At 70.8% G+C, this 23,384-nt stretch carries 23 protein-coding genes and 2 tRNA genes; 16 read left to right on the top strand and 9 right to left on the bottom strand.

Annotation, left to right across the window (positions count from 1 at the left end; genetic code table 11):
• Window positions 1-12 precede the first annotated feature (12 nt).
• Window positions 13-84, top strand: a tRNA-Gln gene (locus tag ACFPQ9_RS20595).
• Window positions 85-112: 28 nt separating this feature from the next.
• Window positions 113-185: transfer RNA gene (locus ACFPQ9_RS20590), tRNA-Glu, on the top strand.
• A 53-nt stretch (window positions 186-238) separates the two neighbouring features.
• Here ACFPQ9_RS20590 and ACFPQ9_RS20585 read toward each other — a convergent pair.
• Window positions 239-883: a MerR family transcriptional regulator gene (locus ACFPQ9_RS20585; protein ID WP_380854865.1), complete on the bottom strand. Its 645-nt coding sequence runs from the start codon at window positions 881-883 to the stop codon at window positions 239-241.
• Window positions 884-971: 88 nt separating this feature from the next.
• Between ACFPQ9_RS20585 and ACFPQ9_RS20580 the strand changes: the two genes are divergently transcribed.
• Entirely contained in the window at window positions 972-1,496 is a 525-nt protein-coding gene (locus tag ACFPQ9_RS20580; RefSeq protein ID WP_380854863.1) for a DUF4188 domain-containing protein, read from the top strand.
• Window positions 1,497-1,567: 71 nt separating this feature from the next.
• Here the strand turns inward: ACFPQ9_RS20580 and ndgR are convergent, their stop codons facing one another.
• Window positions 1,568-2,284, bottom strand: coding sequence for an IclR family transcriptional regulator NdgR (ndgR, locus tag ACFPQ9_RS20575; RefSeq protein ID WP_031485194.1), 717 nt, complete (start codon window positions 2,282-2,284; stop codon window positions 1,568-1,570).
• A 202-nt stretch (window positions 2,285-2,486) separates the two neighbouring features.
• Between ndgR and leuC the strand changes: the two genes are divergently transcribed.
• The 4 genes from leuC (at window position 2,487) to ACFPQ9_RS20555 (ending at window position 5,792) form a co-directional block, all read left to right on the top strand.
• Window positions 2,487-3,917: a 3-isopropylmalate dehydratase large subunit gene (leuC, locus tag ACFPQ9_RS20570; RefSeq protein ID WP_380854861.1), complete on the top strand. Its 1,431-nt coding sequence runs from the start codon at window positions 2,487-2,489 to the stop codon at window positions 3,915-3,917.
• 6 nt (window positions 3,918-3,923) lie between these two features.
• Entirely contained in the window at window positions 3,924-4,517 is a 594-nt protein-coding gene (gene leuD, locus ACFPQ9_RS20565) for a 3-isopropylmalate dehydratase small subunit (protein ID WP_380854859.1), read from the top strand.
• 265 nt (window positions 4,518-4,782) lie between these two features.
• A complete protein-coding gene (locus tag ACFPQ9_RS20560; protein WP_380854857.1) occupies window positions 4,783-5,013 on the top strand; it encodes an SCO5555 family protein in 231 nt (76 codons plus the stop codon).
• Between the two features lie 137 nt (window positions 5,014-5,150).
• The gene (locus tag ACFPQ9_RS20555; RefSeq protein WP_380854855.1) at window positions 5,151-5,792 is read left to right on the top strand and encodes an HU family DNA-binding protein; all 642 of its coding nucleotides are present in this window, start codon (window positions 5,151-5,153) and stop codon (window positions 5,790-5,792) included.
• A 63-nt stretch (window positions 5,793-5,855) separates the two neighbouring features.
• On the opposite strand, the gene ACFPQ9_RS20550 is transcribed toward ACFPQ9_RS20555, so the two are convergent.
• Window positions 5,856-6,059, bottom strand: coding sequence for a hypothetical protein (locus tag ACFPQ9_RS20550; protein WP_380854853.1), 204 nt, complete (start codon window positions 6,057-6,059; stop codon window positions 5,856-5,858).
• Between the two features lie 10 nt (window positions 6,060-6,069).
• The gene (gene cofC, locus ACFPQ9_RS20545) at window positions 6,070-6,765 is read right to left on the bottom strand and encodes a 2-phospho-L-lactate guanylyltransferase (RefSeq protein WP_380854851.1); all 696 of its coding nucleotides are present in this window, start codon (window positions 6,763-6,765) and stop codon (window positions 6,070-6,072) included.
• Window positions 6,766-6,978: 213 nt separating this feature from the next.
• On the opposite strand from cofC, the gene ACFPQ9_RS20540 reads away from it, so the two are divergent.
• From ACFPQ9_RS20540 to ACFPQ9_RS20530, 3 genes are all read left to right on the top strand, one after another.
• On the top strand, window positions 6,979-7,761 hold the full coding sequence (locus ACFPQ9_RS20540) for a lysophospholipid acyltransferase family protein (RefSeq protein WP_380854849.1): 783 nt from the start codon (window positions 6,979-6,981) through the stop codon (window positions 7,759-7,761).
• Entirely contained in the window at window positions 7,758-8,768 is a 1,011-nt protein-coding gene (locus tag ACFPQ9_RS20535; protein ID WP_380854847.1) for an NAD(P)H-dependent glycerol-3-phosphate dehydrogenase, read from the top strand. The genes ACFPQ9_RS20540 and ACFPQ9_RS20535 overlap by 4 nt, the downstream gene beginning before the upstream one ends.
• A 69-nt stretch (window positions 8,769-8,837) precedes the next feature.
• Window positions 8,838-9,995: a D-alanine--D-alanine ligase family protein gene (locus ACFPQ9_RS20530; RefSeq protein WP_380854845.1), complete on the top strand. Its 1,158-nt coding sequence runs from the start codon at window positions 8,838-8,840 to the stop codon at window positions 9,993-9,995.
• A 12-nt stretch (window positions 9,996-10,007) separates the two neighbouring features.
• Here ACFPQ9_RS20530 and ACFPQ9_RS20525 read toward each other — a convergent pair whose 3' ends face one another.
• Together ACFPQ9_RS20525 and ACFPQ9_RS20520 are read right to left on the bottom strand one after the other, a co-directional pair.
• The gene (locus ACFPQ9_RS20525; RefSeq protein ID WP_380854843.1) at window positions 10,008-10,517 is read right to left on the bottom strand and encodes a DUF3515 domain-containing protein; all 510 of its coding nucleotides are present in this window, start codon (window positions 10,515-10,517) and stop codon (window positions 10,008-10,010) included.
• A gap of 20 nt (window positions 10,518-10,537) precedes the next feature.
• Window positions 10,538-10,771, bottom strand: a complete 234-nt coding sequence (locus tag ACFPQ9_RS20520; protein WP_380854841.1) for an Lrp/AsnC family transcriptional regulator — start codon at window positions 10,769-10,771, stop codon at window positions 10,538-10,540.
• Window positions 10,772-10,977: 206 nt separating this feature from the next.
• Here ACFPQ9_RS20520 and ACFPQ9_RS20515 point away from each other — a divergent pair, with 206 nt between their 5' ends.
• Both ACFPQ9_RS20515 and thiD read left to right on the top strand, forming a co-directional pair.
• The gene (locus tag ACFPQ9_RS20515) at window positions 10,978-11,946 is read left to right on the top strand and encodes a thiamine-phosphate kinase (protein ID WP_380854839.1); all 969 of its coding nucleotides are present in this window, start codon (window positions 10,978-10,980) and stop codon (window positions 11,944-11,946) included.
• Window positions 11,943-12,734 carry a bifunctional hydroxymethylpyrimidine kinase/phosphomethylpyrimidine kinase gene (gene thiD / locus ACFPQ9_RS20510; protein WP_380854837.1) on the top strand — a complete coding sequence of 264 codons (792 nt, stop codon included), beginning with the start codon at window positions 11,943-11,945 and terminating at the stop codon, window positions 12,732-12,734. Before ACFPQ9_RS20515 ends, thiD begins: the two co-directional genes overlap by 4 nt.
• A 127-nt stretch (window positions 12,735-12,861) precedes the next feature.
• On the opposite strand, the gene rpmB is transcribed toward thiD, so the two are convergent.
• Entirely contained in the window at window positions 12,862-13,047 is a 186-nt protein-coding gene (gene rpmB, locus ACFPQ9_RS20505) for a 50S ribosomal protein L28 (protein WP_003993230.1), read from the bottom strand.
• 256 nt (window positions 13,048-13,303) lie between these two features.
• Here rpmB and ACFPQ9_RS20500 point away from each other — a divergent pair, with 256 nt between their 5' ends.
• Complete coding sequence (locus ACFPQ9_RS20500; protein WP_380854834.1) at window positions 13,304-14,956, top strand: DAK2 domain-containing protein; 1,653 nt, start codon at window positions 13,304-13,306, stop codon at window positions 14,954-14,956.
• 5 nt (window positions 14,957-14,961) lie between these two features.
• On the opposite strand, the gene ACFPQ9_RS20495 is transcribed toward ACFPQ9_RS20500, so the two are convergent.
• Entirely contained in the window at window positions 14,962-17,907 is a 2,946-nt protein-coding gene (locus tag ACFPQ9_RS20495; RefSeq protein WP_380854832.1) for a tetratricopeptide repeat protein, read from the bottom strand.
• Window positions 17,907-19,742 (bottom strand): HSP90 family protein, encoded by a 1,836-nt coding sequence (locus tag ACFPQ9_RS20490; RefSeq protein WP_380854830.1) that lies wholly within the window; start codon window positions 19,740-19,742, stop codon window positions 17,907-17,909. Before ACFPQ9_RS20490 ends, ACFPQ9_RS20495 begins: the two co-directional genes overlap by 1 nt.
• A 190-nt stretch (window positions 19,743-19,932) precedes the next feature.
• On the opposite strand from ACFPQ9_RS20490, the gene recG reads away from it, so the two are divergent.
• From recG to coaD, 3 genes are all read left to right on the top strand, one after another.
• On the top strand, window positions 19,933-22,140 hold the full coding sequence (gene recG, locus ACFPQ9_RS20485) for an ATP-dependent DNA helicase RecG (protein WP_380854828.1): 2,208 nt from the start codon (window positions 19,933-19,935) through the stop codon (window positions 22,138-22,140).
• Between the two features lie 79 nt (window positions 22,141-22,219).
• Complete coding sequence (gene rsmD, locus ACFPQ9_RS20480) at window positions 22,220-22,822, top strand: 16S rRNA (guanine(966)-N(2))-methyltransferase RsmD (RefSeq protein WP_380854826.1); 603 nt, start codon at window positions 22,220-22,222, stop codon at window positions 22,820-22,822.
• Window positions 22,823-22,848: 26 nt separating this feature from the next.
• Window positions 22,849-23,328, top strand: coding sequence for a pantetheine-phosphate adenylyltransferase (gene coaD / locus ACFPQ9_RS20475; protein ID WP_380855315.1), 480 nt, complete (start codon window positions 22,849-22,851; stop codon window positions 23,326-23,328).
• The last annotated feature ends 56 nt before the right edge of the window (window positions 23,329-23,384 follow it).

The following is a 23,384-nucleotide window of genomic DNA, read 5'->3' as shown; positions in this document are numbered from 1 at the left end:
TCTAAACCACATTGGTCTATGGTGTAATTGGCAGCACGACTGATTCTGGTTCAGTTAGTCTTGGTTCGAGTCCAGGTAGACCAGCTCGGATCTGCGGAAACGTAAGATCCACGCCCCCGTTGTGTAGCGGCCTAGCACGCCGCCCTCTCAAGGCGGTAGCGCCGGTTCGAATCCGGTCGGGGGTACACCATGAAGGCCCTTCGCTTAGGCGGAGGGCCTTCGTCGTGCCCGGCACCGGTCACTCGAAGCCGTACCGCCGCGTCGTCTCCTCCTCCTGGGCCAGCCGGTGCAGCGCCTGCAGCACCGGCTCATTGAGGATCGCTCCCAGGATCGCGAACTCGATCTGCTCCGCCTCCGTTGCGTACGTCTCCATGTTGTCCAGGTCGAGGACGGCCGTCCGGTGCATCAACTCGGCGTAAGACGCGAGCAGTTCGGCCCCGAAGCCGTAGCCGAGCCGGCGGAACGCGGCCACCGCCACCACCAGCGAGCGGTACGCGGGGGAGATGGTCGTGAGCTGCTTGGCGTTCCCCCAGCCGAGCCGGTCCAGGAGTTCGGTGACCTCCTGGTGTGCGGCCCGGACGTACTCGTCGTCCTCGTCCGGCTCCGGCACCTGTGGCAGCGTCCACATCGCCGCGCCCAGGCGGATCGCGCGGGGCAGGGAGTCGTCGTCGACATGCGCCAGGACCTCCCTGACCGTCGCCACCGGCACCCGGCCGACCTGGATCATCGAGCGGATCAGTCGCAGCCGCCGCAGGTGCTCCTCGTCGTACTCGGCCGTCGTCGTGTTGATCTGGCGGCCGGGCGCCAACAGGCCTTCGCGCAGGTAGTACTTGATCGTCGCGGTGGACACCCCGCTGCGCTCGCTCAGTTCGGCCAGCCGCATCTCTTGCGCCCTTCTTTGGGGAGTGCCACTATCCAAGCACCACTTGGAAGGATAGTGCCGCTATCCGATAGAGGAAACGGGGCTCGACATGCTCGCCAGGCCGGTACCGGGTCGCACCACCGCGGACGCCGAGGGCGAGGTGGTCGTCCTGCTGATCGGCATGCGCATCAACCACTTCCGGGCCGTGCGTCACTGGCTGCCGGTGGCGGTGGGCATGATGCGGATGCTGCGCGAGCTGGGGAAAGCGCCCGAGCGTGGACTGCTCGGCCATGTCCTGCTGACGGCCTCGCCGCGGACGTACTACGTCGTCCAGTACTGGGAATCGAAGGCGAAGCTCTACGCCTACGCGCACGCGGCGGACATGTCGCACCGCCGGGCATGGACGATCTTCAACCGCAGGGAGAAGGCGGGGAAGGTCAGGCAGCACGTGGGGATGTGGCACGAGGCATACGTCGTGCCGGAGGGGTCGTACGAGTCGATCTACTCGGACATGCCGGCGTTCGGACTCGCCGCGGCGCACGGGCAGGTGCCGGTGGAGAAGCGGGGCCGCTACGCCAAGGACCGGTTCGCGCACCGGTCGGCGAAGGCGAAGGTGGCCGAAGAAGCCGAATGACGGGGGGCTCGGGGGACGGGGAGGGCCTGCCGCGGCGTTGAGGCGGGCCCTCCCCGCTGAAGTGTCCCGGGTCAGCCCGTGCGGCGCAGGGCCTCCGAGAGGCGGGCCGCGGCGTCGATGACCGCCTGGGCGTGCATACGGCCCGGGTGGCGGGTGAGGCGCTCGATGGGGCCGGAGACCGAGACGGCGGCCACCACGCGGTTCGACGGGCCCCGCACCGGCGCGGAGACGGACGCGACGCCCGGCTCGCGCTCGCCGATCGACTGGGCCCAGCCCCGGCGCCGTACGCCGGAGAGCGCGGTGGCCGTGAAGCGGGCGCCCTGGAGGCCGCGGTGCAGCCGCTCCGGCTCCTCCCAGGCCATGAGGATCTGTGCCGACGAACCGGCCTTCATCGTGAGCGTCGAGCCGACCGGGACCGTGTCCCGAAGGCCGGACAGGCGTTCCGCCGCGGCGACGCAGATGCGCATGTCGCCCTGGCGGCGGTAGAGCTGTGCGCTCTCGCCGGTGACGTCACGGAGGTGGGTGAGGACCGGTCCCGCAGTGGCCAGGAGACGGTCCTCACCCGCGGCCGCGGCCAGTTCTGCCAGGCGAGGGCCGAGAATGAAACGGCCCTGCATGTCACGCGCCACCATGCGGTGGTGTTCCAGAGCCACGGCCAGTCGATGGGCCGTGGGTCGTGCCAGTCCGGTGGCCGAGACGAGCCCTGCGAGGGTGGCCGGACCGGACTCCAGGGCGCTCAGGACAAGGGCTGCCTTGTCCAGAACGCCGACGCCGCTACTGTTGTCCATGAAACGATACTCGCGTCTCACTCTGTGAAACGCAAGTTCAATTTTCCGTGGAACACGCCACTCTGGAAGAACGAAGGCAGAGCGGCCCGTAAACCAGAGCGGGCCTGGCGGCGGACGCCCGGAAGCAGGGGCGCGGGCGGCGGTCGCCTTCTCAAGATCTCTAGTTGGGCCGGTGGACCGTAGACCGGCCGAAGGGAAAGCGATGGGTAGGACACTCGCGGAGAAGGTCTGGGACGACCATGTCGTCCGGCGCGCCGAGGGCGAGCCCGACCTCCTCTTCATCGATCTGCACCTGCTGCACGAGGTGACCAGCCCGCAGGCCTTCGACGGCCTCCGCAAGAGCGGTCGCCGGGTGCGCCGGCTCGACCTGACCATCGCCACCGAGGACCACAACACCCCGACCCTCGACATCGACAAGCCGATCGCGGACCCGGTCTCCCGGGTACAGCTGGAGACGCTGCGCAAGAACGCCGCCGAGTTCGGGGTGCGCCTGCACCCGCTGGGCGACGTCGAGCAGGGTGTCGTGCACGTCGTCGGCCCGCAGCTGGGCCTGACCCAGCCGGGCATGACCGTCGTCTGCGGTGACTCCCACACCTCCACCCACGGCGCCTTCGGCGGTCTGGCGTTCGGCATCGGCACCTCCCAGGTCGAGCATGTGCTGGCCACCCAGACGCTGCCCATGGCCCGCCCGAAGACCATGGCCATCACGGTCAACGGCGAGCTGCCCGACGGTGTCACCGCCAAGGACCTGATCCTGGCGATCATCGCCCGGATCGGCACGGGCGGCGGCCAGGGCTATGTCCTGGAGTACCGCGGTTCCGCCATCGAGAAGCTCTCGATGGAGGCCCGGATGACCATCTGCAACATGTCGATCGAGGCCGGTGCCCGCGCGGGCATGATCGCCCCCGACCGGACCACCTTCGACTATCTCGAGGGCCGACCGCACGCGCCCAAGGGCGAGGACTGGGACGCCGCCGTCGCGTACTGGAAGACGCTGAAGACGGACGCGGACGCCGAGTTCGACGCCGAGGTCGTCATCGAGGCCGCCGAGCTGTCGCCGTTCGTCACCTGGGGCACCAACCCGGGCCAGGGCGCGCCGCTTTCGGCGTCCGTCCCCGATCCTGCTTCGTACGAAGACGCTTCGGAGCGCCTCGCCGCCGAAAAGGCCCTGGAATACATGGGGTTGGAGGCCGGTCAGCCGCTGCGCTCCATCAAGGTGGACACCGTCTTCGTAGGCTCGTGCACCAACGGCCGTATCGAGGACCTGCGCGCTGCCGCCGAGCTCGTGAAGGGCCGCAAAGTCGCCGACGGCGTACGGATGCTGGTCGTCCCCGGCTCCGCGCGGGTCGGTCTGCAGGCCGTTTCCGAGGGCCTGGACGTCGTCTTCAAGGAGGCCGGCGCCGAGTGGCGGCACGCGGGCTGCTCGATGTGCCTGGGCATGAACCCGGACCAGCTGGCCCCCGGTGAGCGCTCCGCGTCCACCTCCAACCGCAACTTCGAGGGCCGGCAGGGCAAGGGCGGTCGTACGCACCTGGTGTCGCCGCAGGTCGCGGCGGCCACCGCGGTTCTGGGCCACCTGGCCTCCCCGGCCGATCTGTCCGACGCCGAGACCCGTACGCCCGCTGGAGTCTGATCAGCCATGGAAGCATTCACCAAGCACACCGGCCGGGCCGTTCCGCTGCGCCGCTCCAACGTCGACACCGACCAGATCATCCCTGCTCACTGGCTCAAGAAGGTGACCAGGGACGGATTCGAGGACGGGCTGTTCGAGGCCTGGCGCAAGGACGAGACGTTCATCCTCAACCAGCCCGAGCGGCAGGGCGCCACGGTCCTGGTCGCCGGCCCCGACTTCGGCACCGGCTCCTCCCGCGAGCACGCCGTGTGGGCGCTGCAGAACTACGGTTTCAAGACCGTCATCTCCTCGCGCTTCGCGGACATCTTCCGCGGCAACTCGCTCAAGAACGGCCTGCTCACGGTGGTTCTGGAGCAGAAGATCGTGGACGCGCTGTGGGAGCTCACGGAGAAGGACCCGCAGGCCGAGGTCACGGTCGACCTGGAGGCCCGTGAGGTGCGCGCCGAGGGCATCACCGCCTCCTTCGAGCTGGACGAGAACTCCCGCTGGCGGCTGCTGAACGGCCTCGACGACATCTCGATCACCCTCCAGAACGAGGACGACATCGCCGCCTACGAGGCGAAGCGGCCGTCGTTCAAGCCCCGCACGCTCCAGATCTGACCCGAGGCCCGTCCGCAAGGCGACTTTCGGACACCGCAACACCCTCCCAGTACCCCCGATCAGCCCGATCGGGGGTACTGGCATGTCTGCACCCGAACGGTCCTGTGCCGGATACGTGCGCCGCTCAACTTCCCACGTTAGGGCGGGTGTTACCGGGGTACGCGAGTGATGCGCAGGCGACTTCCGCAAGTGCCCGGAAGGCCATTTGAGGCCGGAGTTGCACCCCTGGCAGGCGACAACTCGCCCCAGATGGCACAATCTGTGCATGGAACACGACGGCCAACTCGAGCTCTATGCGGCAGTCGCGGTCCAACTGAAGGAAGCGCACACAAGGGTGCGCGCACTGCAAGTCCCGGAGGGCGTACGGATGGCGCTGACCCGGAAGCTGCTGGTCATTACGGCCGCGGCCAAGCACGACGTCGCCGAAGCGACAAGGCGTCTGGAGCGGTTCATGGCGGATCTCGACGCGGGGCGATTCCCCGAAGAGGAACGCTGAACACCTTCGAGACCGTCGAGTCTGTTGCGGCACAAGGGTGATTAGCCCGTTTCGTGTTTGATTTGCGGTATATATCTGCCTAACGTGCGAAAAAGCTTGAACACTTTCGTTCTGGCGATGTCTCCGAAGGGGAAGACGTGAACAAGGCGCAGCTCGTAGAAGCGATTGCCGACAAGATGGGCGGCCGCCAGCAGGCCGCCGATGCTGTCGACCACGTACTGGACGCGATCGTCCGCGCGGTTGTCTCGGGTGAGCGGGTCTCGGTCACCGGCTTCGGTTCGTTCGAGAAGGTCGACCGCCCGGCCCGGTACGCCCGTAACCCTCAGACGGGCGAGCGGGTTCGGGTCAAGAAGACCTCCGTTCCGCGCTTCCGTGCGGGTCAGGGCTTCAAGGACCTGGTGAGCGGCTCGAAGAAGCTCCCCCGGGGCGGCGAGGTCGCCGTCAAGAAGGCGCCCAAGGGCAGCCTGACCGGTGGTGCCGCGGCGACGGTCAAGAAGGCCGCCGCCAAGAAGACCGCCAAGGCGGCCGCCAAGAAGACGACCGCGAAGAAGACGACGGCCAAGAAGACCACGGCCGCCGCCAAGAAGACCACCGCGAAGAAGACGACGGCCAAGAAGACCACGGCCGCCGCCAAGAAGACCACCGCGGCGAAGAAGGCCACCGCCAAGAAGGCGACGGCGAAGAAGGCTCCGGCGAAGAAGGCCACCGCCAAGAAGGCACCGGCCAAGAAGTCGACCGCGCGCAAGTCCACGGCCAAGAGGACCACGCGCAGCAGGTAGGACCGCACAGGGGCACTCACGCGCCGGGCCGGACTCCGCACGGAGTCCGGCCCGCGGCGTGTTTCAGAGGGTCTGCAACGTCACCAGGGTGATGCGCAGGGTCTCGCCCTCGCCTTCCGTCTCGATGCGGACCCGCTGGCCTGGGCGCAGCAGGCGTAGGCCTCCGGCGTCGAAGGCGGGGGCGTCGAAGTTGACGGGGGTGCCGTCGTCCAGGAGGACGCTGCCCGAGCGGGTGTCGGCGTCGTAGGTGTATGCGGTGGCCTGCATGGGCGTCAGCCTATGACGGGTTGGGGTTCGGGTGCGGCCTGGTGGGGGCTGGTCGCGCAGTTCCCCGCGCCCCTTCGGGACGCGGCAGGTGTGCCGCCGCCGTCGCCGTCCGCGGGCCCACGCCCAAGGCAAGCGCCGCTCGTAGATCAGCTCCGGTGTCCACGTCCTGGCGTACGGAGTCGACGTCTTCGAGATCGAGTTCCCTCGCGCCCGAAGCGCGGTGCCGGGACCGGGAATCCTCGCCGAATGCGGGCGCCAATTCATATCCGGGGGACGCGGCCAGCAGAGTCGTGCCGATCTCCGCCGCGTCGGCGAGAAAAGCGCGCGGGAATTCCGTCGCCGCGTCCAGTACCCGGGCCAATTCCAGCGGGCGCAGCGCCGGAAGATCGGCGTTGAGGGCGGCGACCGGGGTTTCGGGTCGGGACATGCGTACGACCGCCGCCGCGTGCGCCAGTGCGGCGTTCAGGCCGCCGCCGGGCTCGTCGGGGACGATGTGCGCGCCAAGTGCGCCCAGCTCGCGCCCGGCCAGGGCGTCGTCCGTGACGACGGCCACATCCTTCACCGCCGGGCAGGCCAGCGCCGCGGCCACGGTGTCCAGCGCGAACGCGAGCGCCAGGCCCGGACGCAGTGCGTCCGCCGCGGTGTCCGAAAGCCTGCTCTTCGCCCGAGCCAAGGGCTTCAGGGGTACGACCAAGGTCCACTGCACCGGTGTTCCGTCCCTCTCTAGTCGCGGTCATTGTCACTCAGCCGTCACCAGGGCCATCTGGTGGTTGCGGCCGGGGAGGGGTGCGAAGCTCGTACAAGGGTGGGGGTGGGAGACGGGCGGGCGTACGGTGTTCTCGACAGACCGGCGGCCTGGGGCGACACTTGTGCGGCCCCCAGGCCCGACGTCGTTTGCTCCCTAGAGGAAGGTGCACGCGTGCCCCGCCGCAGAATCGGCTTCTGGTACCGCTTCGCCGCGGTGCTCTGCAAACCGCCGCTGGTGGTTCTGATCAAGCGGGACTGGCGTGGAATGGAGCACATTCCGGCCGAGGGCGGATTTATCACCGCGGTGAACCACAATTCGCACATCGATCCCTTCGCGTACGCGCACTTTCAGTACAACACCGGCCGGGTTCCGCGATTCCTGGCGAAGAGCGGGCTTTTCAAGAAGGGATTCGTCGGCGCCGCGATGCGCGGCACCGGTCAGATCCCCGTCTACCGGGAGACCACGGACGCGCTGAGCGCCTTCCGGGCCGCGATCGAGGCCGTGGAGCGCGGCGAATGCGTCGCCTTCTATCCGGAGGGCACCATCACCCGCGACCCGGACCAGTGGCCCATGACCGGCAAGACCGGCGCCGCGCGCGTGGCCCTGCAGACCAAGTGCCCGGTGATTCCGGTCGCGCAGTGGGGCGCCAACGAACTGCTGCCGCCCTACGCCAAGAAACTCAACCTCCTGCCGCGCAAGACCCACCAGGTTCTCGCGGGCCCGCCCGTGGACCTGACGGGCTTCTACGACAAGGAGATGACCCCGGACCTCCTCAAGGAGGCGACCGAGGTCATCATGGCCGCCATCACCCGCCAGCTGGAGGAGATCCGCGGCGAGAAGGCGCCCGAGACGACGTACGACCCGCGCCAGGAGCGCATCGAGCAGCGCCGCAGGACCGCCGCGCAGAACAACCGGCAGGCGAACGCCGAGCAGGAAGAGGGGCAGGGCACGTGAGCAAGCCCGTCAAGGCGGCAGTCCTGAGTGCCGGTTCGTGGGGCACGGCCTTCGGCATCGTGCTGGCCGACGCCGGCTGCGAGGTCACTCTGTGGGCGCGCCGCCCCGAGGTCGCCGACGCCATCAACTCGACCCGTACGAACCCCGACTACTTCCCCGGCGTAGAGCTCCCGCAGGGCATGCGGGCCACCACCGACCCCGCCGAGGCCATGGCCGGCGCCGACTTCACGGTGCTGTCCGTCCCCTCCCAGACACTGCGTGCCAACCTCGCCGAGTGGACGCCGATGCTGGCGCCGGGCACGGTCCTGGTGTCGCTGATGAAGGGCGTCGAACTCGGCACCACCATGCGGATGAGCGAGGTCATCGAGGACGTCGCCAAGGTCGGCCAGGACCGCATCGCCGTGGTCACCGGCCCCAACCTGGCCCGCGAGATCGCTTCCCGCATGCCCGCCGCGGCCGTGGTGGCCTGCACCGACGAGTCCGTCGCCCAGCGCCTCCAGGCCGCCAGCCACACGCCGTACTTCCGCCCGTACACCAATACGGACGTGGTGGGTTGCGAACTGGGCGGAGCCGTGAAGAACGTCATCGGCCTCGCCGTCGGCATCGCGGACGGCATGGGCCTCGGCGACAACGCCAAGGGCTCGCTCATCACCCGCGGCCTGGCCGAGACGACCCGGCTCGGGGTCGCCCTGGGCGCCGACCCGCTGACGTTCTCCGGACTCGCCGGCCTCGGCGACCTGGTGGCGACCTGCTCCTCGCCGCTGTCGCGCAACCACACCTTCGGCACCAACCTCGGCAAGGGCATGACCCTCCAGGAGACCATCGCGGTCACCAAGCAGACCGCCGAGGGCGTCAAGTCCTGCGAGTCGGTGGCAGATCTGGCCCGCCGGCACGGCGTCGACATGCCGATCACGGAGACGGTCGTCGGCATCGTGCACGAGGGCAAGCCGCCGGTCGTCGCCCTCAAGGAGCTGATGTCGCGCAGCGCCAAGCCGGAGCGACGTTGAGCGACGCCGGGGGAACGCCACCCTCCGGACGCTGACTCGGACCCTACGGGCGGGTACTCTCAACGCGATATGAGCACCGAGAACCTCCCCCAGAGCCCAGACCGGTCGCAGCGCAAGCCGCGCGTGGCCGTCGTGTTCGGCGGACGCAGCTCCGAACACGGGATCTCCATGGTCACCGCCGGCGCCGTGCTGCGCGCGATCGACCGGACCAAGTACGACGTCCTGCCGATCGGCATCACGCAGAGTGGCCGGTGGGTGCTCACCGCCGACGAACCGGAACGCATGGCGATCACCGAGCGCCGTACGCCCAACGTCGAGCAGCTGGCCGAGTCCGGCGAGGGCGGCGTGGTGCTCCCCGTCGACCCCGCGAACCGCGAAGTCGTCTACACCGAGCCCGGATCGGTGCCCAAGGCCCTCGGCGAGATCGACGTGGTCTTCCCGGTGCTGCACGGGCCTTACGGCGAGGACGGCACCCTCCAGGGCCTGCTGGAGCTCTCCGGGGTGCCGTACGTCGGCGCGGGCGTGCTCGCCTCGGCCGTCGGCCAGGACAAGGAGTACATGAAGCGGGTGTTCACCTCCTTCGGGCTCAAGGTGGGCCCGTACGTGGTGATCCGGCCGCGCGAGTGGCAGCAGGACGAGTCCGCCGCCCGCAAGAAGATCATCGACCTGGCCGGCGACCACGGCTGGCCGCTCTTCGTGAAGCCCGCGCGCGCGGGTTCGTCCATCGGCATCACCAAGGTCGAGGACCTGTCCGGCCTGGACGACGCGATCGCCGAGGCGCAGCGGCACGACCCGAAGATCCTCGTCGAGGCGGCCCTGCGCGGCCGGGAGATCGAGTGCGGGGTGCTGGAGTTCGAGGACGGCCCGCGTGCCTCCGTACCGGCGGAGATCCCGCCCCCTGACGCGCACGCGTACTACGACTTCGAGGCCAAGTACATCGACTCCACGCCCGGCATCGTCCCGGCGCCGCTGACGCCCGAGGAGACGGCCGAGGTGCAGCGGCTGGCCGTGGACGCCTTCGACGCCGCGTCCTGCGAGGGCCTGGTGCGCGCGGACTTCTTCCTCACCGAGGACGGGGAGTTCGTGATCAACGAGATCAACACGATGCCCGGTTTCACGCCGATCTCGATGTACCCGCAGATGTGGCAAGCCAGTGGGATCGGCTACGCGGACCTGGTGGACCGGCTGATCGAGGCGGCGCTGCGGCGGTCGACCGGGCTGCGCTGAACCCCGCGGTGCTCAGATGGTCCTGCGCTCCGGAATCGCCTTCTTGATCGCCGGAGCCAGGTCGATCAGCACACCCGAGGTGTCCTCCCCGGACACCACCGTCACCTCGACATATGCGTCCCGATTGGCGGTGGTGAAGCGGAACGCGCCCGCGTCCTGCTTCTCCATCAGCCAGTCGACGCCCTCGACCCCGCCCGGAACGGCGTCGGCGTCGTGCCCGTTGGCCACGTCCGGGTCGATCATCTTCGGCGGTCGCGTGACACCGCACCGCAGTATGATCGCCGAGTCCCCCCAGCCCGCCGTCAGTGCGGAAGCGGGCGAGGGGTCCTCACGGCGCTCTCCGTCCACCTTGGCCGGCAGTACCTTGTCCAGATTCCGGCACAGCCCGGCCACGGTCGCGTCGGGACTGGGAACCGCGGCCGACCTGCTGTCGTCTGCGGAGGAGCAGCCCGCCGCGGTGATCAGCAGGACGAGCGCGGGCAGCCCGAGGACAGAAATGTGCCGGTGACGGAAAGAGTTCACCGGCCAAGGGTAGACGGGGGCTACAGATGCACGACCGGGCAGGTCAGGGTGCGGGTGATGCCGTCCACCCCCTGGACCTTCGCGACCACCATGCGACCCAGTTCGTCGACCGTGTCGGCCTGGGCGCGCACGATGACGTCGTACGGTCCCGTGACGTCCTCGGCCTGGATGACGCCAGGGATCTTGCTGATCGTCTCGGCGACGGTCGACGCCTTGCCGACCTCCGTCTGGATCAGGATGTACGCCTGTACCACGGAACCTCCAGGGCGGCCACGAGGATCATGTGGGGAAAAGGAACGCCACGGTATCGCGTTGCCGCTCGTCACGGGGAGACCCTCGATGGCCAGGGCCCCCGCGCCGTGGTGCGGGGACGACCGAAGTTGACGTACATCTCGACCGTAGCGAGCACCGCAGGGACCCGTGACCGGGTGCGGACTGGGACAGAAGGGGCGTAAGGGCAATGAAGGGCACTGTTGGTGAGCTCGGGGAGTTCGGGCTCATCAGGGAGCTCACCTCCCGTCTCACCACCACCCCGGCGGTCCGGGTCGGCCCGGGCGACGACGCCGCGGTGGTGGCCGCGCCCGACCGCAGGGTGGTCGCCAGCACGGACATCCTGCTGGAGGGACGGCACTTCCGCCGCGACTGGTCCACGGCCTACGACGTCGGCCGCAAGGCCGCCGCGCAGAACCTCGCGGACATCGCCGCCATGGGCGCCGTGCCGACCGCGCTGCTGCTGGGCCTGGTCGTGCCGGCCGAACTCCCGGTCACCTGGCCGAGCGAGCTGATGGACGGCATCCGCGACGAGTGCCAGGTCGCCGGTGCCTCGGTGGTCGGCGGCGACGTCGTACGGGGCGACACGATCATGGTGTCGATCACCGCACTCGGCGATCTGCGCAACCAGGAACCCGTTACGCGGGCCGGCGCGCAGCCCGGCGACATGGTCGCCGTGACCGGCTGGCTGGGCTGGTCCGCGGCCGGATACGCCGTGCTCTCCCGTGGTTTCCGCTCGCCGCGCGCCTTCGTGGAGGCGCACCGGCGCCCCGAGCCGCCGTATCACGCGGGTCCGGCCGCTGCGGGGCTCGGCGCGACCGCGATGTGCGACGTGAGCGACGGGCTGATCGCCGACCTCGGGCACATCGCCGAGGCCAGCAAGGTCCGTATCGACATCCGCTCTGGTGCGATCGACATCCCGACCCAGATGAACGACATCGGCCAGGCGGTCGGCGTCGACCCCATGCAGTGGGTGCTGACCGGGGGAGAGGACCACGCGATCGTGGCGACCTTCCCGCCGGACGTGAAGCTGCCGGCCCGCTGGAAGGTCATCGGCGAGGTCCTCAACCCCTCGGCGCTGCCCCAGGTCACGGTGGACGGGGCGCCGTGGACCAGGAAGGGCGGCTGGGACCACTTCGGCGGGGACATCGAGTCATGATCCCCAACGTTCTGACGGTGGCCGGCTCCGACTCCGGTGGGGGAGCGGGCATCCAGGCCGACCTCAAGACCATGCTCGCGCTCGGCGTGCACGGCATGAGCGTGATCACCGCGGTCACCGCGCAGAACTCCCTCGGTGTGCAGGGTGCCTGGGAGCTGCCGGTGGAGGCGGTGCGGGCGCAGTACCGCAGCGTCGTCGACGACATCGGCGTCCAGGCGGTCAAGACGGGCATGCTCGCGTCGGCCGAACTGGTCGAGGCGGTGGCCGAGTTGATCGGCGGCACCGACGCGCCCGCCGTGGTCGACCCGGTCGGCGTCTCCAAGCACGGCGACTCACTGCTGGCGGCCTCCGCGCTCGCATCGGTGCGCACGAAGCTGCTGCCCGTGGCGACCGTGGCGACGCCGAACCTCGACGAGGTGGCGCAACTGACCGGCGTGCATGTGGACTCCGAGGAGCAGCTGCGGGAGGCCGCGGCGGCCGTGCTGGCGTACGGTCCGCGCTGGGTGCTGATCAAGGGCGGTCATCTGACCGGCGACGCCGTGGATCTGCTCACGGACGGTTCCGCGGAGCACTGGCTGCGGGCACCCCGGCACGACAACCGGCACACGCACGGGACGGGCTGCACGCTCGCCTCGGCGATCGCCTCGGGGCTCGCGAAGGGGCTCGCCGTACCGGAGGCCGTGACGGCGGCGAAGGAGTACGTGACCGGGGCGATCGAGGCCGGGTTCGCACTGGGCGGGGGCATCGGGCCCGTGGATCACGGGTGGCGGTTCCGCGACGGCGCGTAGGCCTCGCGGGCGGCTGCCGGGCACGGTCGCCGGGCGCGGCAGCTGGGCACAGCAAAGAGCCGGTCCACCCGAGGTGGACCGGCTCAGTGCAGCGAACCAGCAGTGGCCGCGCGCTCAGCTGTGGGCGTCAGCGCGAGACCTTGCCGGCCTTGATGCACGAGGTGCAGGCGTTCACGCGCTTCGGCGTCCCGCCGACCACGGTACGGACGCGCTGGATGTTCGGGTTCCAGCGGCGGGACGTACGGCGGTGCGAGTGCGAGATGTTGTTGCCGAAGCCCGGCCCCTTGCCGCAGACGTCGCAGTTGGCAGCCACGGGTCACTCCAAAGACTTCAGATGCACTTACGGATGATCCCGGCAGGCCGGGATCAAGATCAAGGATCAGAGATCTGAGTGGCGTTGCCAGGGGAATGGCCCGATGTGGATCGGGCAACCGGAGCAGCATACAACGACTGCGCCAGTGGAACGAAACTACCATGGCTGCTCAGGGGCCCGCTCCCGGCCCTCTTCCGGCGCCCACCGGCCCTGGGTCTACGCTGCGTGCCACGTTCGGCCGCTCAAGGAGGCGCAGGTGGCGCAGGTGCCGCAGACATTCTTCGATGCTCTCGCGGTGCGCACCTGGTGCGGCCTCGCGTTGGAGTCGCTCGGTCGCGCCCGTGAGGAGATCGACGCGATCAACGTCTATCCCGTGGCCGACGGGGACACCGGGACGAACCTCTACCTGACCGTGGAGTCGGCGGTCGCCGCGGTGGAGGCCGTGTTCACCGCCTACGACGTGGGCAAACCCACTCTCGCGGACGCCGCCCGCGCCATGGCGCACGGCGCCCTCATAGGCGCCCGCGGGAACTCCGGGACGATCCTCGCGCAGCTCCTGCGCGGCATGGCCCAGGTGCTCGCCGACGGTGAGTCGCCTCACACCGACGGCTCGGGTCTGGGCCTCGCCCTGCGACAGGCCGCCGACTCCGCCCGCCAGGCCGTGGCCCACCCCGTCGAGGGCACCGTCCTCACGGTCGCCTCGGCCGCCGCCGACGCGGCCCATCACGCCGGCGACGACTGCGGCGCGGTCGCGCGGGCCGCCTACGAAGGGGCGCGTACGGCGCTGGCAGCGACGCCCGGACAGCTCGCGGTCCTGGAGCGCGCGGGAGTGGTCGACGCCGGGGGACGGGGGCTGCTGGCGGTGCTGGGCGCGCTGGTGGAGACGTTCACGGGGGAGGCGGTGTCACCGGTCCCCGGGACGTACGCGCGCGTGGAGCCCCGCGTGGCGACCGAGGTCGAGGAGTGCGGGGACGACCCGGCCGCGGGCGGCCCCGCCTTCGAGGTGATCTACCTCCTGGAGGCCGAGGACGCGGCCGTGGCGCGGCTGCGGGAGCGACTGGACGGCCTCGGGGACTCGCTCGTGATCGTCGGCGGCGACGGACTGTGGAACGTCCATGTGCACGTCGACGACGCCGGGGCCGCCGTGGAAGCCGGCGTCGAGGCCGGGCGGCCGTACCGGATCCGGATCACCCACTTCGGGGCCGGGGACGCACACACCACCGGTGAGCGGCTGCCCCGGGAGCGGGTCCAGCGGGCCGTCGTCGCCGTCGTGCCCGGCGAGGGCCTGGCCGGGCTGTACGGGGAGGCCGGCGCGACCACCGTCCTCGCCCGCCCCGGGGAGCCACCCGCCAGCGGGGAGCTGGTCGAGGCCCTGCGGCGGGCCCACGCGCGCGAGGTCGTGCTGCTGCCCAACGACGCCGAACTGCGGCACACCGCGGCCGCCGCGGCCGAGCAGGCCCGCACGGAGGGCATCCGCGTGGCACTGATCCCCACCCGCTCCGCGGTCCAGGGCATCGCGGCGCTCGCCGTGCACGAACCGGACCGCCGCTTCGACGAGGACGTCGTGTCGATGACCTCGGCGGCCGGCGCGACCCGCTACGCCGAGGTCGCCGTCGCCGAACGCCAGTCCTGGACCATGGCCGGCATCTGCCAGGCCGGAGACGTCCTCGGCCTCATCGACGGCGACGTCGCCGTGATCGGCACGGACGTCACCGCCACCGCCGAGGGCGTCCTGGACCGCATGCTCTCCGCGGGCGGCGAACTCGTCACCCTCGTCCTCGGCGACGAGGCGCCCGAGACGATCGCCGAGCACCTCGAAGCACGCGTGCGTGAGTCCTACCTCGCCGTCGACACGGTGGTGTACCGGGGCGGCCGGCAGGGGGCCGTGCTCCTCATCGGCGTGGAGTGAGCGTCTTACGGCGTCTCCTGCTCCGCCACCACTTGGAGCATCTGCTCCGCCTCGGCCCGCCGCTCCCGCACCGTCTCGTCGTCCTCACCGGCACCGTCGTACGCCCGCAGCACCGCACGCGCGCGTGCCGCCGCCTCGGCCGGGCGGCTCAGGTCGGCCGCCAGCCAGCCCGCTGCGAGCTCGGCGCCGGTACGGCTGTGCAGGGCGTCGGCGCCGAGCGTGGCGAAGACCTCGACGGCCCGCGTCACCTGGGACAGGGCCTCCTCCAGCGCACCCTGGATCGACTCGTCCTCGGCGTCCTCCGCCGCAGAACGCGCCAGCAGGTCGCTGAACTGGCGGTGGGTGTGGCCGAGTTCGGCGACGAGCCGCTCGCGCGCCTCCTCGTCGTCGACCGCCTCCAGCGCCGCCCGGCACTCCTCCACGGCGCTCGCCATCAGCTCGGACGCGGTGTTCTCCCCGTCGTCGTTCTCCCTGTCGTCCTCGCGCAGCGCCAGCCACGCGCGTGCCCGCAGCGACCGGACGAGGCCGTGGACGTTGCCGACGGAGCGCCACAGCGCGCCCGCGCGCGCGTACGCCTGATCGGCATCGGCGTGCAGCCCGGCGTGGCCGAGGGACTCGGCGGCGAGATGGGCCAGCGTGGCGTGGTCGTGCTGCTCGGGCCAGTGCCGGGCGATCTCGGCGGCCTGCAAGCGGCGTTCGGCCGCCGCCCGGTGCTCGCCCAGCTCGCTCAGACAGTCGCCCAGCCACCACTGCGTCTGGACGACGGCCCCGTCGCCGTGCGTCTCGGCGGACAGGTCCGGCAGCGCCGACTCCAGCACCTCGGCGGCTTCGGCGAATCGTCCCTGCCGCAGCAGGAACCCGCCCAGCTGATGCCGCGCCCAGGCGCCCAGCGTGCGGCTCTCGCCCGCCTCGTCGGCCCAGTGCGCCGCCTCCAGGGCGTGTTCCGCGGCCTCCTCGCACAGCCCCCGGCCACCGAGCACCTCGGCCAGCTGAAGGTGCAGCTGGGCCCGGCCCGTGGCCTCCAGATGCGGCCCGCCGTGCTCCAGGGCCGCCCGCAGCGCCCGCTCGGCCTCCGCGGTGTCGCCGAGATGGTGCGCGAGCCCGGCCAGCCGGGCCTCGTACTCCACCGCGAACCACGGCAGCCCCGCGCCGACGAACGCCGCCGAGGCCCGCGCGAACAGCTCCGCCGCCCCCTCCACGTCCCCCGCGAGGGCCGCCAGCTCCGCGAGCATGGCCTGCGCCTCCGCGATCCGCGAGGCCAGCCGTACGTCGCCCACGGACTGCCCGTCGACGAGCGCGAGTACCTCTCGGGCGGCGGTCTCGGCGTCGGCCGACAGGCCCTGCGGCACCGCGCCCTCCGCCTCGTGCACCCGCCGCATCAGGATCCGCGCCCGGCTCATCAGCACGGCCGCCGTCTGCCGTACGCCCGTGCCGTCGTCGGCGTACAGCGCGAGCGCCCGGTCGTACAGGCCGGCGATCGTCGTCAGGGCCTCGGACACCTCGCCCGTCAGGGCCCGTACGTACGCCCCACGCGCGCGTGCCGCCAGCGCCTCCCCGGGGTCGCCCGCCTCCGCGTACAGCCCGGCGGCCTCCTCGAACAGGGCGATGCCCTCCGGGCCCAGGTCCATCGCCCGGTGGTCGGCGATCTCCGCGCGGTCGCGGGCGTCCAGCTCGACGCCCTCGGCGGCCCGTGCGACGGCCGCCCATGCCTCGACGGCGTTGGGCTGAAGGGTGTCCGACAGCCGCCGTGCCTCGGCGATCAGCGCCGGCAGGTCGGGCCGGGTGTCCTCGGGGGACCCGGCCGCGGCCGGCGCGGGCACGACCGGCGTCGGCCGGGCCGTCGTACGCACTCCGAGCGGCAGTCGCTCCACCAGGGGTTCCTGTGCCATGCGCGCGCGGGCCCGCTCGCTCATGTGGGCCGTGCCGTTGCGCTCGTCGAACCGGGCGGCCAGGGCGAGCGCCTCCTCGCGCGCGTGGGCGGCGAGTTCACCGGCGGTCCAGGTGCGGCCCGCCGGACCGGGCACCTGCCGCTCGCCCAGCCCCAGCGCGCCCAGGCGGTCCATCAGCAGCGCCACCACCGTCATGAACTCCAGCTTGCTGCGCGGATGCCCGTCGTCCGTGAAGTACGCCGGCCGCTCCGCGAGCAGCTCCAGACCGCGCGCCTCGTTGCCGGTCAGCACGCAGAACTCCACATGGTCCGCGTACGCCCCGCGCATGCTCTCCATGGCCCGCACCAGCCGGAAGCCCCGCAGATGGTGGGCGCGGGCCTCGTCCACGCGGCCGAGGCGCAGCAGCGGCGTCAGGGACGACGCGAGGACCGTGTGCGGCTCGTGGGCGCAGGTGAACTCGCCCTCCAGCACCGGACCCCACAGCCGGATCGCCTCGGCGTCCCGCCCCCGCTCGGCCTGCCACCACCCCTGCCCGTGCAGCTCGCACGCGTGGCAGTCGGCCATGGCGTCCCGGTCGGCGGCGAGCCAGGCGCCGTACGCCCGCTCCGCCCGCGCCACGTCGCCGACATGCGCGGCCACGCTGAACTCCGCGCCACGCACCGCCCGTTCGGAGTGCCCCGCGAGCCGGTAGCGGTGCTCCATCTCGCCGAGCCACTTCTCGATCGAGGCCAGCGGGACGTGCGGCTGGTCGAGCATGCCGGACGACATCCACTTGAAGACCCAGTGCAGCGCGTGCGTCTCGTACTCGTCGAAGTCCTCGGGCCGCTCGTCCCACATGCGCAGCAGACGCGCGAAGGGGACGAACATCTTCCCCTTCTCGGAGCTGTAGTTGTAGACCTTCAGCTGATGCCCGAGCGCCTCGATCACGGCCAGCGGGATGTTCAGCTTCTCCGCCTCGGCCAGCAGCTGCTCCGCGCGCGCGTTGCGGGCGGGACCCTCCGGCTCCTCGCCGTTCTCCGCCATGGCCCGGCGCAACGAGTCGAAGTCGGTGATCTCGCTCATCAGCGGCCTCCCTCGCCGTTCGTGGCCCACTCCAGCAGACCGATGAAGGCCCGGTTCAGCAGCGCCGAGTCCGCGGGCCTGAGCGGGCGCTGCGCCATCAGCAGCGCCTGTCCGTACAGGGACTCCGTGGCGGTGCCGATCAGCTCCGGATCACCCAGCGAACCGATCCGCCGGATCAGCGGGTTGAGATGGTTCAGCACGAGACGCGCGCGTGGGGCGCTGCCGCGCAGCGAGCCGAGGATGCCCGCCCACAGGTCGTCGGCCTGCTCCTGAGCCTCGGCCCGCGCCTGCTCGTGCCGGGCGGCCCGGTCGTCCAAGTGCAGCGCGGGCACCGACAGCGGATGGAAGGCGCGCAGGACGACGTCACAGCCCAGCGGGTCCAGCTTCGCCCGCGCGGCCGCCAGGAAGCCCGACAGGGCCAGCTCCACGGCCGGGTCGACCGCGTCCAGATGGGCGGTCACCGTGTCCGCGTCCAGCTCGGCGACGACCGTCCCCGGCCGCACCGACGGCAGCGCCTCGATCAGCTCGCTGTCATACGTGTAACCGCCGTTGATCACGCCGACGCCCTGTGCGGAGGCGATCGGCGCGACCTGCCGGTACTCCTCGACGGTCCGCGTGAAGTGCACCACCGCGTGCCGCTGCGCGAACTCCTCCAGGGACAGCCGCCCGTCCGACGTCTCGAACGGCAGCCACGGCAGCATCGTGCGCAGCATCTCCTTGTCGTGCCGCGCGAGGGACTTCACGCCCAGGTGGTGCACGGACAGGAACGCCGCCAGCCGCTCCGGATCACCGGCCGCGAGCCCCGTCAGCCAGGACCGAATCCTTTCCCCCAGCGCCTCCCGTACGGCGGCCAGCGTCTCATCCTCGTACAGCGCCTCGCGCGACGCCGTGGGCCTCAGGCTGTCCGTGTCGAGCACACACCGCACGAAGAACGCCCAGTCGGGCAGCAGCTGTTCGCCCCGCTCCGTCAGCAGCATCCCCTTGAGGTGGACGCGATGACCCGCCCGCTGGGCCGGGCTGACCGCCGCCGGCAGGACGTACGCCACCCCGCGGATCCCGGCGAGCGGCACGTTCAGCTCGACCGAGTCCAGCGGTGTGAAGCCGAAAAGGTCCTGACAGTGCCGGGCGAGCGCCACCCGGCGGTTGGCGGGGGAGGGGTACGTCCGGTCCCAGGGCGCCGGAAGGTCGGTGACCGCCTCGCCGCCGACCCGGACGTCGTACGGCAGCAGCGAGCCGAAGTCCCGCGCCAGCGCCAGCACCCGCTCCTCGGCCAGCCATTCGGCGGCGCCGGCCCGCGCCACGAGGTGCACGGTGGTGCCGGGTTCGGCCCTGGCGTCGTCCGGCAGGGTCCGCACGGTGTACGAACCGTCGTCCGCCGCCGTCCACTCCACCGGCGGCGCGTCCGCAGTGCGGGCGCTGCGGCTGACCACCCGGATCCGCTCGGCGACCACGAAACAGGCCAGCAGACCGATGCCGAACTGCCCCAGGAAGTCGGACCGGGCCTCCTGAAGCCCCTCCGCGCGCTTGGAGCTGCGCCCGATCGTCGCGAGGAGGTTGTGCACGTCCGCCTCGGTCAGCCCGACCCCCGAGTCCTCGACCCGCAAGGCGCCCGACTCGGCGTACAGCCGCACCACGGCGGGCGCGCCCGGTTCCTCGGCGCGTCTGGCGGTGATGGCGTCGACGGCGTTCTGCAGGAGCTCGCGCAGATAGACCTTCGGACTGGAGTAGAGGTGGTGGGAGAGCAGGTCCACCAGACCGCGCAGGTCGACCTGGAACGTATGAGGTGACTGGGACGGCTGAGGGGCCTGGGATGACTGTGAGGTCTGGGAGTCCATCGTCGCAGCGCCGTTGGGGGGAGTGCGGGACGGCGCGGGGTCGGGCGGTCCCGGTGAGGCGGTGACCGCGAAAGGATGGCCGGAGCGCGTCATCCTAGGGCCGAAGCGAGCCGTCTGACCAGGGGTTTCCGCGACGTTTACCGGGACGGGCGCAACCGCCTCTACGGCTTTGTCAGTGCCGTGGTGTGGAATGGATCTCGTGCCCGCACTGGAAGAACCACTGAAGAAAGTGCTCGGCCCTCCCACCGCGAAGGTGATGGCCGAGCACCTCGGCCTGCACACCGTCGGCGACCTGCTCCACCACTACCCCCGCAGATACGAGGAGCGCGGCCAGCTCACCCACCTCGCCGACCTTCCCATGGACGAGCACGTCACCGTGGTCGCCATGGTCGCCGACGCCCGCCTGCACTCCTTCGCCTCCAGCAAGGCCCCCCGGGGCAAGGGCCAGCGCCTCGAAGTCACGATCACCGACGGCAGCGGGCGCCTCCAACTGGTCTTCTTCGGCAACGGCGTTCACAAGCCCCACAAGGAGCTGCTGCCGGGCACCCGCGCGATGTTCGCGGGCAAGGTGTCGGTGTTCAACCGCCGTCTGCAACTGGCACACCCGGCGTACGAGTTGCTGCGAGGCGACTCGGAGGAAACCGTCGAGACCTGGGCCGGCGCCCTCATCCCTCTCTACCCCGCCACCGCCAAGCTGGAGTCCTGGAAGATCGGCAAGGCGATCCAGACGGTCCTGCCCAGCGCCCAGGAAGCGATCGACCCGCTCCCCGACACCCTCCGCGAGGGCCGCGGCCTGGTCACCCTCCCCGAGGCCCTCCTCAAGATCCACCGCCCGCACACCAAGGCCGACATCGACGACGCCCGCTCCCGCCTCAAGTGGGACGAGGCCTTCGTCCTCCAGGTCGCCCTCGCCCGCCGCCGCCTCGCCGACGCCCAACTCCCCGCGGTCGCCCGCCGCCCCGGCCCCGACGGCCTTCTGACCGCCTTCGACGCCCGCCTCCCGTTCACCCTCACGGAGGGCCAGCGAAAGGTCTCCAAGGAGATCTTCGACGACCTGGCCACCGAACACCCGATGCACCGGCTGCTCCAAGGGGAGGTCGGATCCGGGAAGACCATGGTGGCCCTGCGCGCCATGCTCGCCGTCGTCGACGCGGGCGGACAGGCCGCCATGCTCGCGCCCACCGAAGTGCTGGCCCAGCAGCACCACCGCTCCATCGTCGAGATGATGGGCGAGCTGGCCGAGGGCGGGATGCTGGGCGGGGCCGAGCAGGCGACCAAGGTGGTGCTGCTGACCGGTTCCATGGGAGCCGCCGCCCGCCGGCAGGCGTTGCTCGATCTGGTCACCGGCGAGGCCGGGATCGTCATCGGCACGCATGCGCTGATCGAGGACAAGGTGCAGTTCCACGACCTCGGCCTGGTCGTGGTCGACGAACAGCACCGGTTCGGCGTGGAGCAGCGCGACGCCCTGCGCGGCAAGGGCAAGCAGCCGCCCCATCTGCTCGTCATGACGGCGACGCCCATTCCACGCACGGTCGCGATGACCGTCTTCGGCGACCTGGAGACCTCGGTCCTCGACCAGCTCCCGGCCGGCCGCTCACCCATCGCCAGCCATGTCGTCCCGGCCGCGGACAAGCCCCACTTCCTGGCCCGCGCCTGGGAGCGGGTGCGTGAGGAGGTCGGCAACGGCCATCAGGCGTACGTCGTCTGCCCCCGTATCGGGGACGAGGAGGACGACCCGAAGAAGGCCGGCAAGAAGAAGTCCCCCGAGGACGAGGCCGAGAAGCGCCCGCCGCTCGCCGTCCTCGACGTCGCGGACCAGCTCGCCAAGGGGCCGCTCCAGGGGCTGAAGGTCGAGGTCCTGCACGGCCGGATGCACCCCGACGACAAGGACGCCGTCATGCGCCGCTTCGCCGCCGGTGAGACGGACGTGCTGGTCGCCACGACGGTCATCGAGGTCGGCGTGAACGTCCCCAATGCCACCGCGATGGTGATCATGGACGCCGACCGCTTCGGCGTGTCCCAGCTCCACCAGCTGCGCGGCCGCGTCGGCCGTGGCTCGGCGGCCGGCCTGTGCCTCCTGGTCACCGAGATGCCGGAGGCAAGCGCGGCCCGCCAGCGCCTGAACGCCGTCGCCGCCACCCTCGACGGCTTCGAACTCTCCCGCATCGACCTCGAACAACGCCGCGAGGGCGACGTCCTGGGCCAGGCCCAGTCCGGGGCAAGGTCCAGCCTGCGGGTCCTGGCGGTCATCGAGGACGAGGAGATCATCGCGGAGGCGAGGGAGGAGGCGGCGAGGCTGGTGGCCGCCGACCCGGAGCTGACGCGGCTTCCCGGATTGCGGACGGCTCTGGACGCCCTCTTGGACGACGAGAGGGAGCAGTTCTTGGAAAAGGGGTGACGGATGCCAACCCAGGGGCGCGGGGAACTGCGCGACCGGCCACACTGAACCTAAAGCCGCCCACGACCAAGGACCAAAGATGACCCGCGTGATCGCCGGCGCAGCCGGCGGACGTCGCCTGGCCGTCCCGCCAGGGAATGGCACCCGCCCCACCTCCGACCGCGCACGCGAAGGTCTCTTCTCCACCTGGCAGTCCCTGCTCGGCGGCCCCCTGGAGGGCGAGAGGGTCCTCGACCTCTACGCCGGTTCCGGCGCCGTCGGCCTGGAGGCACTCTCCCGCGGCGCCGGCCACACCCTCCTCGTCGAGGCCGACGCGAGAGCGGCCCGCGTCGTCCGCGAGAACGTCAAGAACCTCGGCCTCCCCGGCGCCGAGGTCCGCGCGGGCAAAGCAGAACAGATCATCCAAACCCCGGCGCCGACCGACCCGTACGACATCGTCTTCCTCGACCCGCCGTACCGAGTCACAGATCACGATCTTCGCGAGATTCTGCTCACACTCCGCTCGGGGGGCTGGCTAGCGCCGGAGGCCCTCGTCACCGTGGAGCGCAGCACCAGAGGCGGAGAATTCCGGTGGCCGGACGGATTCGAGGCGCTCCGGGCCCGTCGCTACGGCGAGGGAACGTTTTGGTACGGTCGCGCCGCCATGGGCGACAACGCCTCTACGTGCGAAGACGCACGATGACCGGACCGGAGAGCGAGGGATCACAAGTGCGCCGCGCCGTATGTCCCGGGTCGTTCGACCCGATCACCAACGGACACCTCGACATCATTTCCCGCGCCTCCAGGCTGTACGACGAGGTCTACGTCGCAGTCATGATCAACAAGGCCAAGAAAGGCCTGTTCGAGGTCGACGAACGCCTCGATCTGATCCGCGAGGTCACGGCCGAGTACGAGAACGTCCGCATCGAGGCCTTCCACGGCCTCCTCGTCGACTTCTGCAAGCAGCGCGACATCCCGGCCATCGTGAAGGGCCTGCGCGCGGTCAGCGACTTCGACTACGAGCTGCAGATGGCGCAGATGAACAACGGCCTGTCCGGCGTGGAGACGCTGTTCGTGCCGACCAACCCCACCTACAGCTTCCTGTCCTCCTCGCTGGTGAAGGAGGTCGCCACGTGGGGCGGCGATGTGTCCCACCTGGTGCCGCCGGTGGTCCTCGAGGCCCTCAACAAGCGTCTGCGCCAAGGCTGAACGGGCGGCTACAGTCGTTCCGTCCGTCTCCATCACAGCTGTAGAGAGTGGCGAGC

Origin of the sequence: Streptomyces coerulescens (genome assembly GCF_042657965.1) — a bacterium.
Classification (GTDB): Bacteria; Actinomycetota; Actinomycetes; order Streptomycetales; family Streptomycetaceae; genus Streptomyces; species Streptomyces coerulescens.
This window is presented reverse-complemented; position numbering and strand designations above follow the sequence as displayed.

Excerpts from the sequence above, each read along its gene's own strand:
- ACFPQ9_RS20585 (WP_380854865.1), bottom strand. The coding sequence starts at position 883 with ATGCGGCTGGCCGAACTGAGCGAGCGCAGCGGGGTGTCCACCGCGACG.
- ACFPQ9_RS20580 (WP_380854863.1), top strand. The coding sequence starts at position 972 with ATGCTCGCCAGGCCGGTACCGGGTCGCACCACCGCGGACGCCGAGGGC.
- ndgR (WP_031485194.1), bottom strand. The coding sequence starts at position 2,284 with ATGGACAACAGTAGCGGCGTCGGCGTTCTGGACAAGGCAGCCCTTGTC.
- leuC (WP_380854861.1), top strand. The coding sequence starts at position 2,487 with ATGGGTAGGACACTCGCGGAGAAGGTCTGGGACGACCATGTCGTCCGG.
- leuD (WP_380854859.1), top strand. The coding sequence starts at position 3,924 with ATGGAAGCATTCACCAAGCACACCGGCCGGGCCGTTCCGCTGCGCCGC.
- ACFPQ9_RS20560 (WP_380854857.1), top strand. The coding sequence starts at position 4,783 with ATGGAACACGACGGCCAACTCGAGCTCTATGCGGCAGTCGCGGTCCAA.
- ACFPQ9_RS20550 (WP_380854853.1), bottom strand. The coding sequence starts at position 6,059 with ATGCAGGCCACCGCATACACCTACGACGCCGACACCCGCTCGGGCAGC.
- ACFPQ9_RS20530 (WP_380854845.1), top strand. The coding sequence starts at position 8,838 with ATGAGCACCGAGAACCTCCCCCAGAGCCCAGACCGGTCGCAGCGCAAG.
- ACFPQ9_RS20515 (WP_380854839.1), top strand. The coding sequence starts at position 10,978 with ATGAAGGGCACTGTTGGTGAGCTCGGGGAGTTCGGGCTCATCAGGGAG.
- thiD (WP_380854837.1), top strand. The coding sequence starts at position 11,943 with ATGATCCCCAACGTTCTGACGGTGGCCGGCTCCGACTCCGGTGGGGGA.
- ACFPQ9_RS20495 (WP_380854832.1), bottom strand. The coding sequence starts at position 17,907 with ATGAGCGAGATCACCGACTTCGACTCGTTGCGCCGGGCCATGGCGGAG.
- ACFPQ9_RS20490 (WP_380854830.1), bottom strand. The coding sequence starts at position 19,742 with ATGGACTCCCAGACCTCACAGTCATCCCAGGCCCCTCAGCCGTCCCAG.
- recG (WP_380854828.1), top strand. The coding sequence starts at position 19,933 with ATGGATCTCGTGCCCGCACTGGAAGAACCACTGAAGAAAGTGCTCGGC.
- rsmD (WP_380854826.1), top strand. The coding sequence starts at position 22,220 with ATGACCCGCGTGATCGCCGGCGCAGCCGGCGGACGTCGCCTGGCCGTC.